The sequence below is a fragment of the Pirellulales bacterium genome, assembly GCA_035499655.1.
Taxonomy (GTDB): domain Bacteria; phylum Planctomycetota; class Planctomycetia; order Pirellulales; family JADZDJ01; genus DATJYL01.
Map to the genome: position 1 here is coordinate 21,435 of DATJYL010000210.1, position 17,244 is coordinate 38,678.

Annotated in this window: 14 protein-coding genes; 6 read left to right on the forward strand and 8 right to left on the reverse strand. The window is 57.9% G+C overall.

The features are described 5' to 3' along the window. Positions 1-78: 78 nt before the first annotated feature. Positions 79-396, forward strand: coding sequence for a hypothetical protein (locus VMJ32_15620; protein ID HTQ40453.1), 318 nt, complete (start codon positions 79-81; stop codon positions 394-396). Positions 397-427: 31 nt separating this feature from the next. On the opposite strand, the gene VMJ32_15625 is transcribed toward VMJ32_15620, so the two are convergent. The 4 genes from VMJ32_15625 to VMJ32_15640 form a co-directional block, all read right to left on the reverse strand. Next, entirely contained in the window at positions 428-1,219 is a 792-nt protein-coding gene (locus tag VMJ32_15625; protein ID HTQ40454.1) for an enoyl-CoA hydratase/isomerase family protein, read from the reverse strand. A 12-nt stretch (positions 1,220-1,231) separates the two neighbouring features. Beyond that, the gene (locus VMJ32_15630) at positions 1,232-1,591 is read right to left on the reverse strand and encodes a hypothetical protein (protein ID HTQ40455.1); all 360 of its coding nucleotides are present in this window, start codon (positions 1,589-1,591) and stop codon (positions 1,232-1,234) included. Positions 1,592-1,602: 11 nt separating this feature from the next. Next, entirely contained in the window at positions 1,603-3,003 is a 1,401-nt protein-coding gene (locus VMJ32_15635; GenBank protein ID HTQ40456.1) for an acyclic terpene utilization AtuA family protein, read from the reverse strand. An 81-nt stretch (positions 3,004-3,084) separates the two neighbouring features. Next, complete coding sequence (locus VMJ32_15640; protein ID HTQ40457.1) at positions 3,085-4,710, reverse strand: acyl-CoA carboxylase subunit beta; 1,626 nt, start codon at positions 4,708-4,710, stop codon at positions 3,085-3,087. Positions 4,711-4,906: 196 nt separating this feature from the next. Between VMJ32_15640 and VMJ32_15645 the strand changes: the two genes are divergently transcribed. Together VMJ32_15645 and VMJ32_15650 are read left to right on the forward strand one after the other, a co-directional pair. Beyond that, entirely contained in the window at positions 4,907-5,869 is a 963-nt protein-coding gene (locus VMJ32_15645; protein ID HTQ40458.1) for a hypothetical protein, read from the forward strand. Between the two features lie 69 nt (positions 5,870-5,938). Next, positions 5,939-6,346 (forward strand): DUF559 domain-containing protein, encoded by a 408-nt coding sequence (locus tag VMJ32_15650; protein HTQ40459.1) that lies wholly within the window; start codon positions 5,939-5,941, stop codon positions 6,344-6,346. Between the two features lie 148 nt (positions 6,347-6,494). On the opposite strand, the gene VMJ32_15655 is transcribed toward VMJ32_15650, so the two are convergent. Continuing rightward, the gene (locus tag VMJ32_15655; protein HTQ40460.1) at positions 6,495-8,354 is read right to left on the reverse strand and encodes a prenyltransferase/squalene oxidase repeat-containing protein; all 1,860 of its coding nucleotides are present in this window, start codon (positions 8,352-8,354) and stop codon (positions 6,495-6,497) included. Positions 8,355-8,506: 152 nt separating this feature from the next. Here VMJ32_15655 and rpmG point away from each other — a divergent pair, with 152 nt between their 5' ends. The 3 genes from rpmG to VMJ32_15670 all read left to right on the forward strand — a co-directional run bounded on the left by rpmG (position 8,507) and on the right by VMJ32_15670 (position 11,187). Then, on the forward strand, positions 8,507-8,671 hold the full coding sequence (gene rpmG / locus VMJ32_15660; protein HTQ40461.1) for a 50S ribosomal protein L33: 165 nt from the start codon (positions 8,507-8,509) through the stop codon (positions 8,669-8,671). A 31-nt stretch (positions 8,672-8,702) separates the two neighbouring features. Further along, positions 8,703-10,466, forward strand: coding sequence for a single-stranded-DNA-specific exonuclease RecJ (recJ, locus tag VMJ32_15665; GenBank protein ID HTQ40462.1), 1,764 nt, complete (start codon positions 8,703-8,705; stop codon positions 10,464-10,466). A gap of 70 nt (positions 10,467-10,536) precedes the next feature. Continuing rightward, on the forward strand, positions 10,537-11,187 hold the full coding sequence (locus VMJ32_15670; protein ID HTQ40463.1) for a protein-L-isoaspartate(D-aspartate) O-methyltransferase: 651 nt from the start codon (positions 10,537-10,539) through the stop codon (positions 11,185-11,187). 575 nt (positions 11,188-11,762) lie between these two features. On the opposite strand, the gene VMJ32_15675 is transcribed toward VMJ32_15670, so the two are convergent. The 3 genes from VMJ32_15675 to VMJ32_15685 form a co-directional block, all read right to left on the reverse strand. After that, positions 11,763-12,362: a YetF domain-containing protein gene (locus VMJ32_15675; protein HTQ40464.1), complete on the reverse strand. Its 600-nt coding sequence runs from the start codon at positions 12,360-12,362 to the stop codon at positions 11,763-11,765. Positions 12,363-12,400: 38 nt separating this feature from the next. Beyond that, complete coding sequence (gene nadE / locus VMJ32_15680) at positions 12,401-14,401, reverse strand: NAD(+) synthase (protein ID HTQ40465.1); 2,001 nt, start codon at positions 14,399-14,401, stop codon at positions 12,401-12,403. Between the two features lie 377 nt (positions 14,402-14,778). After that, positions 14,779-17,145, reverse strand: coding sequence for a hypothetical protein (locus VMJ32_15685; protein ID HTQ40466.1), 2,367 nt, complete (start codon positions 17,143-17,145; stop codon positions 14,779-14,781). Positions 17,146-17,244: the final 99 nt, after the last annotated feature.

Sequence of the window (17,244 nt, forward strand, 5' to 3'; positions counted from 1 at the left end):
ACTGGACACGCGTTCACATCTTGTTACAATAATAGTGAACAAACAATCAGTATCAGGACTGTTCTGGGAATAGATTTTATGATTGCTCCAATTCGCACCTCGCCGAATGTCGCCGCCCGTAGGCCTTCCGGTCCGCACCATGTAGGGCAATTGTTGCCGCAAGTTTTAGCGCGATACGGCATTGTCCTGACGGCTGCCGAGCTGGCGGCTTTTCGCCCGGCGACGGGTAAAACTTCATTGACGGAAAAGGCTTTATCGCCAGAAAAAGCGACGTTGCCGCGGCGGTCGCGTCGCCAACCGTTGGAACGAGGCACGACGGCTCGTGACAGGAAAGTGCAACTGCCGCTGTTTTCGTCGTCTGAGCGTTCCTCGGTCAATGCGCTGGCGACACGGTAACCGCCACGCAATCATCATCACCCGGGCGACATCAGGAAAACTTCGGTTCGCGCTTTTCTAAGAATGCGGCCAAACCTTCGGCGGCGGCTTCGGTGGTGCGGGCGGTAGCGCTGACGGCGGCGCCGGCGGTCAGCAACGTGTTCAAGTTCTCACCAATAGTTTCGTTCAGCATGCGCTTGGTCAGCAGCATGGCCTCCGGCGCGCAGGCGGCAATTTCGCCGGACAGTTGATGGGCCCGGGGCCACAGTTTTTTACCCGGCATCAGTTCATGGTAAATGCCGATGCGAAACGCTTCTTCCGCGGAGATGAGTTGGGCGCTTAACAACAGATAGGCGGCGCGGCCTGCGCCCAAGCGAAACGTCAGCAGGGGTGCGATCAACCCGGCGGCGATGCCCCGCTTGGGTTCCGGCAGACCGAACTTGGCTTCCGGCGAGGCGAGCACAATATCGCAGGCCAACGCCAAGCCGGCGCCGCCGGCCACGGCGGGTCCGCCAACCGCGGCGACAACGGGCTTGGGCAAACGCAGAATAGCTTCCACCAAGTCGCGGTACAGGGCCGCATCGTCGCGCCACAATTCGTGGGCGTTGGGGGCCTGGGCGGTTTCCTGCATTTCGTTCAAATCCATGCCGGCGCAAAAAGCCGAGCCGCTGCCGGCAAGCACAATGGTTCGCACTCGGCGCTCGCAGCGCAGGTCTTCCAATCCTTGCATTAACTGAGCGATGAGGGCCCGAGTTAGCGCGTTGCGCTTGTCGGGCCGATTCAAAATCAGCGTGCCGGTATGCTCGTGAATGTGAACTTTAACTAGCGACGCGCCGTTGCTCATGAAATTTAGTGGTTAAGGGTTTTCGACGGAACGCATCTGCACTAACTGATTTTCCGGCGGTGCGGGGAGAGGCAAATCGAGAATTGCCGTGCCCAACAGTTTACCTTGGGTATCGATTCGCAAAGATTGACTCGCTCCGCCGGCCAGTACATTGTGCAATACAAAGTTTAACGCGCCGAGCTTGGGAAGTTCAAAGCGATCTACCTGCGTGACTTCCAAGCTGATGAAAAATTGGGCCACGCGATGGGCGGTCAGTTCGCGCTGTAAAAATGCGAAACCCATCGGTGTATAAGCCACGACGCCGATATTGGCATGGTTGCCCTTATCACCGCTGCGAGCATGCGCGATTTGACCAAGCTGTATGAACGCCATCGCTGACTCCTTCAAACCGCATTGCGCCATTGGTGTGCAACTTGAACGAATACGGTGGGCTGAACAAACCTTTTCGGTACGAGCGTGGGCCAATACGCGAACACCGGCCGAACTTGCGGACGGCCCGTGGCATAACCGGCCAAGCCCGGCGGCCCGCTGGTGATGAGCGGGGCAATTTCTTTGGCGAAGCGTTCGACGGCCTCGCGGCGGGAATCCCTGACCGACACCCGCAGCACCACTTCTCTCGGCTGTGGTTCACTATCCCCTGCCCCCTGCCCCCTGCCCCCTGTTTTCTGTCCCGGCACGCCGTCGCCAGCACCCAGGCATTCGATCAAGGTCCGTTGCAGTTTGAAACCGGCCCGTTCGACACGCTGCAAAATGATTTGGCCGCAGGCGCGGGCTTTTTCGACGCAATCTTCACCGTAGGCCAACAACTGCCCGCTGGCGGTGAAGCCGTCTGCATACGCCAGAGACACTTTGTAATTTTCCGGCGCTGATCGGCCGGTAGCGCCGCGCACGGCGACCTGATTGGGCTCGATTTCTTCCACATCTATCGTCGTGAAATCGACATCGACATCTGGCGTTAAATAATGGGCCGGGTCGCCGATTTCGTACACCAATTGTTCAATCACCGTGTGTCGGTTGACCGCGCCGTCGGTGCCGGTCGGTTTGGTAATTGTGCATGAGCCATCGGTGTGAATTTCCGCGATTGGGTAACCGACATTCGCCAAATCCAAGTTTTGCCAGTGACAATACAGTCCGCCGGTGACTTGCGCGCCGCATTCAATGAGATGACCGGCGACGCTTGCGCCGGCCAAGAAATTCCAATCGTTCCAGTTGCGTTTCATTTCGTACATGGCCGGGCCGACAGTCAGCGAGGCATCCGCCACGCGGCCGGTGATGACAATTCGCGCACCGCCGCCCAGCGCTTCGGCAACGGGTCGCGCGCCCAAATAAGCGTTGGCGCAAACCACGGGATGAGGCAATTTGGAAAGCGGTTGATTTGTTTCGAGATTTTCAAAGCGGCAGCCGGCGGCCTGCAATTCCTGGAGGCGCGGAAGCAAATCGTCGCCGGTCACTATGCCGATGGCGGTTTCGCCTAAGCCTGCCGCTGCCAGAATTTTTCCAGCCGCAGCGGCACAAGCCAGCGGATTGACGCCGCCGGCGTTCGTGATAATTTTCAATTGCGGCTGCGTTTTCAGCGCCGGCAGCAGGCTTTGCAGCACCTGGAGAAAGTCGGTTGCATAACCGGCGGTCGAGTCTTTCTGGCGCTGGCGGGCCAAAATCGACATCGTCAATTCGGCCAGATATTCCAGCGTGAGATAATCGACCCGTGCGTTTTTCACCAACAGCCGAGGCGCATCGAGATTGTCTCCCAAAAAACCCGCGCCGTTGGCGATTTTGATGGTCATGTCAATCAGTTTGCACGATCCGGACGAAGTAATTGCAACTTACGAATCCGCTGACATTTTATGTTCCATCCGAAACTTATGTCACACCTGAAACACGCCCAGGCGGAATGGCTCAGGTTCCGCATGCCTAGTGGCGCATTGCAAGGCGAAAACTAACGCTTCGCGGGTGGTGGCGGGATCCAAAATAGCATCGACCCAGCCGTGGGCGGCGGCGTAACGAACATCGGTTTGGCGATCGTAATCGGCTTTCACTGTTTCGCGCAATTGTTCCAGTTCGGCGGCGTCGACGGTGCTGCCTTCGCGCTGCAGGCTTTTCACGGCCACATCCAGCAGTGTGTCGGACGCCTGTTCGCCTCCCATCACCGCCACATGCGCGGTGGGCCAGGCGAAAATGAATCGCGGATCGAAGGCTTTACCGCACAGGGCGTAATTGCCCGCGCCGTAGGAGCCGCCGGTAATGACGGTGATTTTCGGCACGCGGCTGTTGCTGATGGCGCTGACTAATTTAGCCCCGGCTTTAATGATGCCGGAGCGTTCGGCATCGCGGCCGACCATGAAGCCGTTCACGTCTTGCAAAAACAAAATCGGCAGCCAGTCCTGATTGCAATTCATCACGAACCGCGCCGCTTTCTCGGCACTATCGACGTACAGCACGCCGCCGAATTGAAACGGACCGTCGGCAGGCCGCACCCGATGATGTTGGTTCGCCACAACGCCCACGGTGAAGCCGCCCAGACGGGCTGTGCCACAGACCACGGTTTGACCATATTCCAGCTTGAACTCGTCGAAGGTGCCGGTGTCGAGCAGGCAATCGAGAATCTCGCGCACTTCGTAGTCGCCGTGAGCTTTGTCTGACAAAATGCGGTGAATTTCGGCGGCAGAACGTCCGGGCGGTTTTGCTTCGTCGCGTCGAAATGGCGGGGCGGGTTGTGCTTCGTCGGGTCGGACTGCAGCGGCCAAACGGCGCAACCGCTGCAAGCAGGCTTCGTCTGTGGAGTCGCGGTAATCGATGGTGCCGCTGATTTGGGCGTGCATCGCCGCGCCTCCCAACTCTTCGTGCGACACTTCCTGCCCAATGGCGCTACGCACCAATGCCGGCCCGGCCAGGTACAATCCGGAGCCTTCGGTCATGAGTAACTTGTCGCACAGCACGGGCAGATAACCGCCGCCAGCCACGCAATTGCCCATGATGGCGGCGGTTTGTTGCAGGCCGAGCGCGGAAATCACCGCGTTGTTGCGGAAGATGCGGCCGAAATCGTCTTCGTCCGGGAATACGTCTTCCTGAAGCGGGAGGAAAATGCCCGCTGAATCGACTAGGTAAATAATCGGCAGGCGATTTTGCACGGCGATGCGCTGAGCGCGCAGCACTTTTTTGGCGGTGGCGGGAAAGAACGCGCCGGCTTTCACGGTGGCATCGTTGGCAATAATCATGTGCCGCCGGCCGCTGATCGTGCCAATGCCGGTGACCACACCCGCCGCTGGCGCGCCGCCCCATTGACTGTACATGCCCCATGCCGCCCACAGGCCGAGTTCGAAGAACGTGCTGTCGGGATCGATGAGTTTTTCGATTCGCTGGCGCGCCGTGAGCCGATTTTTTTTATGCTGCCGGTCGATAGCCGCTTGCCCGCCGCCCAGGCGAATATCGGCTTCTTGTTCGGCAAGTTGAGCGATGAGTTCAGCCAAAGATGGTTGAGCGGTCTGGGACATGAGATTGAACGTACGGGATGAATTTAGTGAAGAATTGCGAGAAGTGCTCGATGGAGGTCAATCATGAATTCTCCCTCTCCTCGGGGAGAGGGCCGGGGTGAGGGGGTTCTTAACATCGCTGACACTTAGCGGATTGTTTATGAGATAATTTGAACCTACGATATTTACAAATAAACACCAATGGAGGGATACGAGTATGCCCTATAACATCTTTTCTACCTATGCAATCGGTGAAAATCGGGTCACAGCTTCGATTTTAGCAGTATTGCAGTCACTGTCACTTGAACGAATGACTCGAATTATAGGCGCTTTATTTGAAAGGCCCGAGTTCGAGCTGGTTTCGTTCAAAAATCAGGTTTCGGGAGGCGCTGACGGCATACCTGATGCTGAGATTTCAAGTAGTTGCCGATTATTGATCGAAACAAAAATAAAACAGAACGCTCTTGATCTAGAACAACTGAAACGGCATGTTTCACGATTCAAAGACACGAAAGAGGCAACGAAATTGCTTTTGATTTTGACTCCAGATGATCGGACTCCTGATGTTATCAATGAATTTTCTCCCGAGATAGTTACTTGGGCATCATTTGTAAAACTTCACCAAGCAATCGAAGAACTATTAAATGATAGGACGGAGATCATATCAGAGCGTGAAGCATTTCTTTTGAAGGAATTACAAGTCATGCTTGACCGTGAAGATTTGATTTCGAGTGCAAAAGATGTAGTAGTGGTTGCCGCACGTCGTGCGTGGCCCGATTATCAACGCAATCACGCATATGTTTGTCAGCCGGGGCGTCAGTTTCAGCGGACAGATCGAATGGCCTTTTATGCAAATAATCAGATTTACCAATTAGTTCCTCGGATTCTAGATGTGCATGATCCCGTCGAGTTTATTCCGGATCGACATGGCGAAAAGTTGGATAATCTCATCAAAAAAATAATTCAGGAAACACCTCAGCGAAAAAACGAACAGCATAAGGTCGTCTTTCTTTCGGCACCCGACTCGCCTGATACAGTCATTTTGAGCAAGCCGATACCAAATGATCTAAAAACAAAAACAGGTCGTGCCGCAGCATACACAATGGGACAAAGGTACACGACTACGATTCTTCTACAAAAAGCGAAGTCGACAAGTGATTTAGACGTTGATGATGAGTAAAATCCGAACAGTCTCCTCACCCCAGCCCTCTCCTCGAGGAGAGGGCGACAAAAATCACACCAATATTCCATGCCACTTCGCCGCATTCCTAAATCGAGGCAAGCTTTTCAACACGCTCGGCGATTACGGCGCACGATGACCAAGCCGGAGCGGGCTCTGTGGCAGTTGTTGCGAGATCGGAGGCTTGCGCAACTTAAATTTCGTCGGCAGCAACCGATTGGAAATTACATCGTGGATTTTTTCTGTGAAGCCGTTGGATTGCTGATCGAATTAGATGGTTCCAGTCATGATGGACATGCTGGTTACGATCTGCAGCGGCAAGCGTGGTTGGAATCGCAAGGGTTGCGACTACTGCGAATTGCAAATGACGATGTCGTTGGTGATCCCGAAGCAGTTGTAATGGGCATTGCGCAGGCAGCGAGGATTGATGTTACTGGATGGTTGCAGAACGGACAAAATCTCGTCGAGATCGAGTGAGACAAACATTGACGAACCATCGAAATCCGGACCGTGAATTTTTCGCAGCCCCCTCACCCCGGCCCTCTCCCCGAGGAGAGGGAGTTTTTCTTTCTGAATCTATCCCAATCAAAGCTTCTCGATTCACTTATTAAATCCGCCAGCCACTTTAAAAACCGCCGTCGACGGCTTTGCTGGAATACAGGGGCAGGTAGCGGTAGTAAACTTCCAGCGTGAGAATGGCCAGCGAGGTGTTGAGCAGGCGGCCCCCTTTGTCGTCGTGGAAGTCGGGGAAGTACCAACTGCCGTTTTCGTGCCCTTCGGTGGCTTGTGTGGCAATCAGGTAATCGCGCATGACTTTGTTCCAGCGCTCCCATTGCGAACCGCCGTGATGGTACATCACTTGGGTGGCATAGTAATTGAAGTACATGTTGGTGTCGGAGGGGCCGAGCTTTTCCAGCGCCGTAACGCCGGCATTCAGCGCCGGATGATTGCGGCTCCAGCCCAGATACATGCGGCATAATAGGCCAACCGAAGTAGTTGTTGCGCCGCCGTTGCTGGGGAGCGTGTAACCGTAGTAGGCGCCTTTTTCGTTCTGGACGCTGTCCAAGAATTTATTGGCCAGGAAGAACGCGGGCGAAGAAACATCTAAGCCGGCCATTTGGGCGCTTTTCAGCGCCATGAGTTGCCAACCGGTGACGCTGGTGTCGCCCACCTGGCCGGGAAAGTATCGCCAGCCACCGCCATGACGGTCTTGGGCGTAGAGGATGAAATTTACCGCCTGCTGGGCGTAGGGGCGGAGATTGGAATCTTTGGACATGGCGTAGGCTTCGCACAGCACGATGGTCGCCAAGCCTTGGGCGTACATCGAGCCCTCTTGCAAGTCGCCGCCTTGCGGGGTGGCGAGCATTCTGGTGCCCAAATAATACAATCCGCGATTCACCTGCTCGGTGTAGGGTCCTTCCTTGTGCGTGTATCCGGCGCCATAAAACGGCAACAGAGCCAGCGCGGTGGCGGCGGTCGTGGAAGTTTCGCGGCCCGGGTTGCGGCACAAATTGTCGCACGGCGGGCCGTCGAAATTGAAACGCCAACCGCCGTCATCGTGTTGATGAGCCAAGAGCCATTTCAGGCCGCGCTCCACGGCGGCCTCGCTGGCTGCTGACCCGCCGCCAGAGCCGACTAATTGAGCGCGTCGCTCCGGCGAACGGCCACCCAACCCGCCGCCTCCTTTGCCCATGCTTTGTCCCCAGGGCACACCGCCGCCATCGCTGGAAAGCGTGGCTGCCAGCGGATCGACCTCGGTGTGCGGGTCGAGCCGGGCTCCCACCTTTCGCGAGGGGCCCAGCTCGGGCACGCCCAGGGGTGTGTCGTCCAGCGCGGAGCCAAACAAATCGCCATTGGGGGAAGCGGTTGCCGCCCCCGCCGGGCCGGGTCGCGTATGGTCCGCGGGCCCGTTATCGGTGGGCAAATTTTCCAGCAATGGCTCGTCGCTGGAGACGGTGTGCACGTTCAAGTGGACGGGGGCGATTTCCTTGATGACGTGCCGCACCAGCAAGCCGAGAATTACCAGCAGAGTGGCATGTACGATGGCACTGGTGAACCACGCGCCGGCTTGCTGATGAAACGGCCACATGCGGCGCCAGGGCGACAGCCCGACTTCGACGGGCGCCGGTAGTGGTTCGACCGGGGCGGATGAAGTTTCGGAGGTGCCGGCGTCGGCCGAGGTTGGGGTGTTAGCTTCCGAGACCGCCGCCGCGGGCTCGGTTGTGGCCGCCGGTTCAGCCACGGCATCTGTTACTGGAACAGTGGCGGCGGGTTCGGAAGTGGCTGGTTTGGGTTCGGTTGGTTTTTCGTTCGAAGGCAGCTCGTCGCCCAGGCGTGGTTCATTGCGCCAGCCGCGGCTGCCGGGCTGTTTGGAGTTCGTTGAGCTGGAGGTCGATCCCTCGATTCCCAATTCTGGAGGCGAGAGAGGGGCGTTCGCAGAAAGTGGCGTTTCACGAGGCATCGCTGAATTTTGCGGCTTAGCCATTGCCGGCAGTTCCGCTGCGCCGGCACGTGAATGGGGGAAGGGGACAACCTCCCTCAATTATAACCCGTGCCCCTTACGAAAAACGGCTTACCCACGGTAGAATTGGCGCTTCAGCACGATGGATTTAACAGTTTTGGCGATAGGAGAAAACCGTGGGAAAAAGCAAAAAGAAAGCAGAAACCGTGTTTTTGGTGTGCGACGAGACCGGCGATTACAACTACACCCTGCGGCGCAAGCCCGGCGGCGAAAAATTGAAACTGAGCAAGTACAGCGCTCGGCTGCGCAAGCACACGATGCATTCTGAGAAGAAAAAGTAAAACTGCGCGCACCGCGTCAGGAGGACGGAACATGCCCAAGCGCTGGCTCATTCGCGAACATGACCCGGCTCAAATTGTTCGCCTGGAGCGCGAAGCCGGCGTGTCGGCCGTGGTGGCGCAATTGCTCATCGGTCGCGGCATTGGCGATCCTTTGGCGGCGCGCACGTTTCTCGATCCGAAGCTGAACGGCTTGCGCGATCCGGACGAATTGCCGGGAATTCCGGCCGCTGCCGAGCGACTGATCGCCGCTATTGCGGCCGGCCGACCGATTGTGGTGTACGGCGATTACGATGCCGACGGCATGACGGCCACGGCCATTCTGCTGGGCTGCCTGCAATTGCTGGGAGCCAAAGCCAGCTTTTACGTGCCCAACCGCATTGACGAAGGTTACGGCCTGAACGACGAGGCCCTGCGCACGTTGGCCGAAAGGGGAACCGCAGTTATCGTCACGGTGGATTGCGGAATTACCAGCGTGGGCGAGGCGCAAACGGCCCGCGAGTTGGGCTTGGAACTCATTATTACTGATCATCATGAAATGGCGGCCGAGTTGCCCGTCACCGCGGCAATTGTGCATCCACGATTGCCGGGCCATCAGTATCCGTTTGCCGGTTTGAGCGGCGCGGGAGTGGCGTTCAAATTAGCCTGGGCTTTGTGCCAACGCGCCTGCCAAGCCAAACGCGTGACCGACGCCATGCGGTCGTTTTTGTTGCAGGCCGTGGGGATTGCCGCGATTGGCACCGTGGCCGACGTCGTGCCGCTGGTGGACGAAAATCGGATATTGGTGCATCACGGTTTGCAGAGCTTGAAGTTCCGTCCGACGGCGGGCTTAGCCGCGCTGATGCAGTTGACCAAGCTCGATCAAAAACCGGCGCTCGATTGCGAAGACATCGGCTTCACGCTGGCTCCGCGACTGAATGCAGCGGGCCGCTTGGGGCAGGCACAGTTGGGTGTCGAATTACTCACCACCACGGCGACCGATCGGGCCAGCGCTTTGGCAGAATATTTGCACGAATTGAACAATAGCCGCGACAGCCTAGAGCGCAGCATTTATTTGGCGGCCAATAAGCAATTGCAAGAGCAGTTCGATGCCGAAAGCGATACGGCACTGGTGTTGGCCGGCCGTGGTTGGCATCCGGGCGTGATCGGCATTGTGGCGGGGCGGCTGGCTGAAAAGCATCATCGGCCGGTGGTACTGATTGCCCAGGACGATTTGGGGGTGAAGCCTGGCATTGGCTCCGTGCGCGGGGTGCCGGGTTTTCACGTGCATCAAGCCCTGGCCGCATGCACCCAGTGGCTGGTGAGCCACGGGGGCCATGCGGCGGCCGGGGGTTTGAAAATTGAAGACGCCCACCTCGACGCCTTTCGCGAGGCATTTTGCGAATTCGCCGCTGAACAAATCCAGACCGAGCAGCGGGTGGCCGATTTGTGGATTGACGGCGAAACGGCGTTGGCTTCGCTCACCTTGGCGGCCGTGCAGCAGATCGAGCGATTGGCCCCCTTCGGCCACGGAAACCAGCGACCGCTATTGTGCGCCAGCGGGTTGCGTTTGGCGGAGCCGCCTAAACGCATCGGGAACGGCAGACACTTATCGATGTGGTTGGAGCAACATGGCGTACGGCTGCGCGGTGTGGCTTTTGGCGGCGGCGATTGGATGGACGAGTTGGCCGAAATCACTGGTCCACTAAATGTTGCGTTTCGCCCCGTGATCAACACCTTCAATGGCCGTCGGACGGTAGAATTGCACATTACCGACTGGCGCTTGGCCGAGCCTGCGGCCGTTGCCAAAACCGGTTGAACCGCACCGTAGTTCGTCTGCATCTTTGCTTCTCTGCGATTTGTTCGTCTCCAGTTCAAAAAAGTGCCCTATGTCGCCGGAGCAACTTCATTCCGCACGGCTGCAAATGGTAACCGAGCAGCTCCAGCGCCGCGGCATTTGTGATGCTCGCGTGTTGGCGGCCATGGGAAAAGTGCGACGTGACGCATTTGTGCCGCCGGAAGAAAAGGCGGACTCCTACGCTGACCGAGCGCTGACGCTGGATCATGGTCAAACCATCAGCCAGCCCTACATTGTGGCGCTGATGACCGAGGCGTTGGAATTAACCGGTGCTGAATCGGTTTTGGAAATCGGCACCGGCAGCGGCTATCAATGTGCGGTGCTGTGTGAGCTGGCGCGATGGGTGACCAGCGTGGAAAGGCATGCCGAGCTTTCGGCTCGGGCCAACGCCACGCTCAAAATGCTGGGTTACACCAATTACACGCTTGTCGTGGGCGATGGCACCTACGGCTGGCCGGATCTTGCTCCGTACGACAGGATTATCGTCACCGCCGCCGCGCAGCGCTTGCCGCAAGCGTTGTTCGATCAACTGTGCGAGTCAGGCACGTTGGTCATTCCGCTGGGGCCCAGTGAAGCGCAATCGCTGCAAGCCATTAAAAAAGTGTACGGTCAGGGCGTGGCTCGCGAACTTTCCGGCTGCCGGTTCGTACCGCTTGTTGGGAGTGAAGAGCCGCGCTGGTGATTTGACGGAAATTCCGTTTTTCAATCCATCCTGCCAGCACTGGATTGTGGCCGACTGGCCCAGGCCAAAGAGGGCCAAAAACCGCGTTAAATCTGCATAAAAACCGCTCTTGACCGGTCCTGAAAATTGCCCTAATCTTCTCGCCTCACGACGGTCGATTAGGGCGGGACGACCAACACTTTTCGTCCGGCGCATTCGGCCGCCAAGCAAGACACAGAATTTCGCATGATCCACTCGTGGATGGGTCTGCACCGGGATGGATGGCGGCACGGGCCGGTTTTATCCTGCGGACCAGCGGAGCGATTTCGGCAGCATGGATGCGGCCGAACGCTTCGATACACCGACCGACGACGTGCCACCAACACGTCCAGCCTGCAAGCGCCAAACGCGCGATCCAAAAAAACTGCACGGAGGCAATTCTTTCCCACCACGCGGCCATCTCGTCCTTCTAGCGCCGCGTCAACAACCTGCCGAATCGTCCAATCGCTCCCGGAAACGGATGGAGTCCTTTGCCCCCCTGGGACCCGGCCTTTCCGGGAGCTTTTTTGCGCGCGGCGTGAATGCAATGCCGCGAGTTACGCGGGCTGGCTTTTCGGCGGCGGCGTGGTCAGTTTGCGAACTTCGTTCAGCACTTCTTCCAGCCGCATGACAATTTCTCCGTGGCGCATTTCGTCCGGGGCGGGCTTGCGGGCCACCAGCGAAATGGTGCCGCCTGGTTCCAGGATGGCCTGATCGACATCCTGGAGCGAACCAAAACCTTGCCGGCGGGCCGCAGCTTCCAATTCAGATTCGGTGATGAGCTCTTTCCGGAGCCGGTCGCGGCGGATTTTGCCGCCCGAGATCAACACGTCGGCATCGCCTTCGATCAGATGATCTAATTTTTGATGGCCGTACAGGTACCACACGACTACATAATTCACCAGCAGCAGCGTGGCAGCGCCGACCAGGCCGCCGGTGACCGAATTATCGTCGCCGATAATGGCGTTTTGCACCGTGTTGGAAAGAGTCAATAGAACGACCAGGTCGAAGGCGTTCAATTGCGCCAATTGCCGTTTGCCCGCCAAACGAACGCCCAATATCAAAAACACGTAGACGACAATCGAACGCAGAATTTTTTCCGCGACCGGCAAAGCCAGATAAAACATATCGTGCCACATGCTGTCGGCTAAAAGCATAAAATGATCTCCGTCAACGAGGAGTAGAAGTTGCGGAACTAGCGGAGTTTGGGTTTTAACACAAAGTCGCGCAGTTCGGCCAGTTCTCGTTCGTAGCCGCCCGAGAGAATCGGAAAACGGCACCAGGTTTTGGGGTCCAAGTTTTCGTCGTCCACGTGGAACGAAGGCGCGTAGCGTTCCCGCTTCCATTGATTGCGGCACCACAAGCGGAAAAATCGTTCCACCCAGGCCAGCATTTGCTCGACCGTATATTGCGTGAACTGCGTGTGCATGAGCTTGTAGATTTCCATGGGGCTGTGCTTATCGCGGATGGCGGCCCGCTCGATCCAATCGAGCACGTCGTAGGGCATTAAATCGGCTTCGTCGGTTTGGCCGGCTTCGGGCGGGCGGAGTTCCGCCGTGGGCGCTTGGACGTTGACGGCGTGCAAGGCCGGAAGGGGGCCAAAACCTTCGGGGCCGGTGGTTTCCAACCAACACAACCAGCGGCGCAAAAAGGCTTTGTCGATGCCGGCAATGGGGCTGATGCCGCCGCTGGTGTCGCCATCCATCGTGGCATAACCCACGGCCGCCTCGGAGCGATTACTGGTCGAAGCCAACAGCGCGCCACGCAAATTCGCCAGGAGCCACACGCTGGGAGCCCGGGCCCGGGCCTGAATGTTCTGCAGCGCCAAATCGTCAGTTTTCCAATCTAAATTGCGGCTCAGTGCGCGTGACACCAGGCCGATGTAATCTTGCACAATGGGGTCGACGTCGAACCGGAAAAATTCCGCGCCAATGGCCTGGGCCACGCCGCGCGCCGCGTTGAGCGTGACTTCGCCGCTGTGGCGCGTGGACTGATACACGCAGGCCAGCAAGCGGCGCACCATTTCTGGTTCGTCGCCGGCCGTTTGAATATCGACAAAGTATTGCAGCTTGGCCAGAAATGCTTCGCGGCCTAATTCCGCCACGCCAATTTTCACCAGCATCGCCACCAGGCAGGAAACAGCCGCCGAATCGGCTCCGCCGCTAATCGATACCACAAACCCGCGCAAACGGCTTTTGCGCATGTAATCGAACAGCGCCAGAGAAATGGCCCGGGTAAATTCTTCTTCCTTGACGTGGGGGCCGCTTTCCCAAGCGGCGCGCACCAGCGCCTGCGGCGCGGGATCACAATTCGGATAAGCAAACGGCACGTGAATGCAATCCTGGGCGTCGCCGGTCAATTCTGGCGTGAAGCTGCCAGTGCGAGCGCGGCTGAGCCGTGCCGCATCGACATCGACCAGGGCCGACGTCAAACCCCAATCGGCGAACGAGAAGCGCGGTCCCTGGGTGACCATTTTTCCGACCGAGGCAATCAAGGCGCCGCCGTCGTAAATGGCGCGGCCGGCCTCGTTGCCCACAAGGTTGGAATACACGTAATGCACGCCGAAAGCCCGCGAACCCTCCAGCACGAACCGCTCGCGGACGGCCATTTTGCCAAAGGCGAAATGGCTGGCGCTGGGGTTCAAAATAATATCGACCCCGCGCTGCGAGAGTTCCACACCCGGCCGGCCGGCGACCCACGCATCTTCGCAAATTTCGAAGCCCAGGCGCACGCCGCCACAATCGTAGTAAATATCGCCCAGCGGATATTCCTGTCCGTCGATGCTCACTTGCACCCGGCGGCCCAACGGCCAGGGCTTGAACCAGCGGGGCTCGTAATGAATTCCGTCGCCCGCTAAATACCGCTTGGCCGTGAATCCGGCGATGCGGCCGTCGACTGCCAGGCAGGCCACATCGTACAGCGCGTTTTGATACAACAAAGGCAGGCCCAGCGAAACAACCAGGCCCTTGGTTTCGGGCAGCACTTCCTGCAACACCCGCCACGACATCCGCGGCACACCGTGCGAAAGAAAGGCATCTTCGCAGCCATAGCCGCTAATGCACAACTCGGGCAAGCACAAAATGCTGACGCCTTGGCGACGGGCCTGGGCAATGGCGGCCAAAATATTCGCCCGATTGGCATCCCAAGCCAAGGGCGTTTGATTCAGCACCGCCGCGCCGACGTGAAGAAGTTGCATGGCGCAAAGTAATAAGTTCGAAATGGAAATGCCGAAAGACGGGCTAAAATTATTTCCGTTTTCGGCGACCAGCGCCGTTGGTGCCAGGCTGGAATTCGAGGTCCGTGACTAGCAGCAAATCGATCAAATTCAATGTGTCATCGGGCTGGCAGATCACCACGGTGCGGCCGCTTGGAACCGTTAAAATAAATTCGCGGCTCAGCACTGGAATTTCACGCCCGTCGGCCAAGTGCAGCACAAAGGGTCTAAATGGCCGAGATTCATAAACATTACGTAGCTGCTCAATCGTCATGTCTGAATACCATTTGGACAACACGCATTATAGCAACTCGCCGATCAACAAAAAACTGAGGCCTGATCACCGGCAGCAGGTCAATTCATTTTCCGTCGCCGCTGAAGCGGTCGTCAAGCTGCCCACAGCCTTGTTGAATGTAATAGCTGACCAATTCGTTGCGCACGCCGCGAGACGATATTTGGCGCTGATCCCAGCGCATGGCCAGATCGGCATGCCGGGCGCGGTAACGTTCGATGTCCGCGCGCTGCTCGGGGGTAAGCTGACGCTGATCGGGGGTGGCCGCCGCGTTTCCGTCGGGCGCCGGTTGTGAAGCGTCGACCGCGGGGGGCGGTCCGTTGGTAATGGCCTCATAGGCGGCTTGGAATTCGCGGCCGGCGCCGTAAGCCACGTCATCCAACGTTTCCACAACGGCCTGGGTTTTGGCGGCCGAAACCAAATCCATTTGCGCGCTGACGTTGGCGCTGGCCGCCAGGGCTTTGGCCAATAGCTCGTTGCCTTTGGACGCTTCCGCCACTTTTAGCCGCAAGGTTTGAAACAAATCGGGCGTGGGTCGCAGCACTTGTTTTTCCATCAACTCGGCAAAATGGTCGTAAATGGCCTCTTGAACTTGACGCTGTGGGTCGTACAAGAGCTGGCTGCGCCCGACGATTTCCAGCCGGGACGAAAACAGCGCTCCCGTGGGCGACACGAAACCGTTGCCCAGCGATAAACCCAAGGTGGCGATATTTTCTTGCGTGTGGCCGCCGGAAGCGGTCTCGGTGATGGGGAAGAACACTTCGCGCGGCACGCCGGTCTGCTGGGCACACAACAGCAGTAATCCGGCACAATAGGTGTGGATTTTTTGTCCCCGCAAATCCACATTCTTCAAGTCTGCGATGCGGTCGGTGCGAAAGTTCAGGTCGAATTCCGCCGGATTGCCGATGATGGCCGCCGCCGCTTGTCCCATTTTTTGCGCGACCGCCGGATCAGGATGGCGCAAGAACACGTAATTCAACGTGCGCTGCAGAAAAATATCGACATTGGTGGCGGGAATGCTGGCGCCACGTTCTTCCAAATCGACAACGACCATGCGTCGCTTGCCGTCGCTGGCGGTTTCCGTGGCAACCACGCCCACGTGCGTGAACAGCCCGGGCGATAAATCGGTGAATAAATTGTAGGGGGAAGGATTGCGCATGAGCAGCCAATCGCCGGGCTGCACTTCGAATTGTCCCAGGCGATACGTGTTGCCTTCCAGTCCGTGCAAATCGCGATCGGAAAGCCAGGCGAGCAAGGTTTCGGCCCGGCGCCGCTCCTCCGGTCTCCATTGCGATGGTTCAATTTTCAGTAATCGTTCGCGGAGCTTTCCGGCGGTGATGGCAGGAGCGGGGAGCGATGCATCCTGGCCGGGCCGGGGATCTTGCGGAAGTCCTAACGCGCGAATGGCTTCGGCCGCCGCTAAAACCAACGTAGGAGGCGTGGAATCGTCTTTGATAAAATCGGCCAGGTCGTAAATCGAGCTAGCGGTTCCGGCCGCGGCCATCAGTTGAATGATTTTCAGTTTTTGTTCCGGCGATAGCGCGGCGGCGGAAGCAGGCGCCATATTCAGGCCGCTCGTGCTTATGCCGGCGGCGCCTTTCAGGCCGGCGGCATTCGGTCCACCGGGGCCATTCATGCCGCCGGCCATCATGGCGCGCATGGCTAAACGCCGCTGCATGGGAGACATTGCCGCGATTTGACTAGCTTGCATTTTCGCTGGGTTGGAATCGCCGTTGTTGGAATCGGCGGGCGTCGGGGAAGGATCGATTAAATCGACCGACATGACCTCGGCGCCGAGGTTGCTTTGCCGCTGGACCAGGAATTCCAGCAACCGCTGGCGCAGCGGGGAAATATCGGCAAATCGATCCGCCATATCGTCTAGAATGTCGATCAAATCGGCGTGCAAACGGCCGGAAAGATCAACCAGTTTCGCAGCGGCCAACAGGTAATTCCGCAGTGCGGCATGACGTTGATCGTTATCTGGCAGCGCGGCAAATTGAACGCGCGTGGCCAATAAGCTGTCGAGTTCTCGATCGATTTGTCCTTGTGCATCGAGCAACCGGCCCAAGATGTTCACTTGTTCCGGCGGAGGCTGCCCCGCCGCCACGCGGCCCCACAAGTTAATCCACTGCTCCACCGCGGCAGTGGCTTGACCCAGCGCGGCGGCGTCCAAAGTGTTAAACTCCTCCGCGGATTGTGGAACGCTTTCGTGAAAGCGCCGCAGCCACGGATTAAGTCCGTCAACTTCCGGCGGGGCCGGCGCATTGGGGTCAACCGGCTGAGCGCGTTCTTGCTGTTGCTGTTCCTGTTCCAGCATTCGCTCCAGGCGCGGATTCATCCGCATCAGGCGGCCTTGTGCCCAGATGCTTGGGCCACTTGCGATGAGCCAGATTGCCGCCAGCGCGGCGCCAAGAATTTTGCATCGGTAAGACACTTTCGGCTTGCAATGCTGCGCGCTAACCACGGCTTGGACTCGCGTAAATTCGGGAAATATCGATGCTTTCAATCTTATTAACTATTAACTTGCTGTCGG

Excerpts from the sequence above, each read along its gene's own strand:
- VMJ32_15630 (HTQ40455.1), bottom strand. The coding sequence starts at position 1,591 with ATGGCGTTCATACAGCTTGGTCAAATCGCGCATGCTCGCAGCGGTGAT.
- VMJ32_15650 (HTQ40459.1), top strand. The coding sequence starts at position 5,939 with ATGCCACTTCGCCGCATTCCTAAATCGAGGCAAGCTTTTCAACACGCT.
- VMJ32_15635 (HTQ40456.1), bottom strand. The coding sequence starts at position 3,003 with ATGACCATCAAAATCGCCAACGGCGCGGGTTTTTTGGGAGACAATCTC.
- VMJ32_15645 (HTQ40458.1), top strand. The coding sequence starts at position 4,907 with ATGCCCTATAACATCTTTTCTACCTATGCAATCGGTGAAAATCGGGTC.
- VMJ32_15640 (HTQ40457.1), bottom strand. The coding sequence starts at position 4,710 with ATGTCCCAGACCGCTCAACCATCTTTGGCTGAACTCATCGCTCAACTT.
- recJ (HTQ40462.1), top strand. The coding sequence starts at position 8,703 with ATGCCCAAGCGCTGGCTCATTCGCGAACATGACCCGGCTCAAATTGTT.
- nadE (HTQ40465.1), bottom strand. The coding sequence starts at position 14,401 with ATGCAACTTCTTCACGTCGGCGCGGCGGTGCTGAATCAAACGCCCTTG.
- VMJ32_15675 (HTQ40464.1), bottom strand. The coding sequence starts at position 12,362 with ATGCTTTTAGCCGACAGCATGTGGCACGATATGTTTTATCTGGCTTTG.
- VMJ32_15670 (HTQ40463.1), top strand. The coding sequence starts at position 10,537 with ATGTCGCCGGAGCAACTTCATTCCGCACGGCTGCAAATGGTAACCGAG.
- VMJ32_15625 (HTQ40454.1), bottom strand. The coding sequence starts at position 1,219 with ATGAGCAACGGCGCGTCGCTAGTTAAAGTTCACATTCACGAGCATACC.
- VMJ32_15655 (HTQ40460.1), bottom strand. The coding sequence starts at position 8,354 with ATGGCTAAGCCGCAAAATTCAGCGATGCCTCGTGAAACGCCACTTTCT.
- VMJ32_15620 (HTQ40453.1), top strand. The coding sequence starts at position 79 with ATGATTGCTCCAATTCGCACCTCGCCGAATGTCGCCGCCCGTAGGCCT.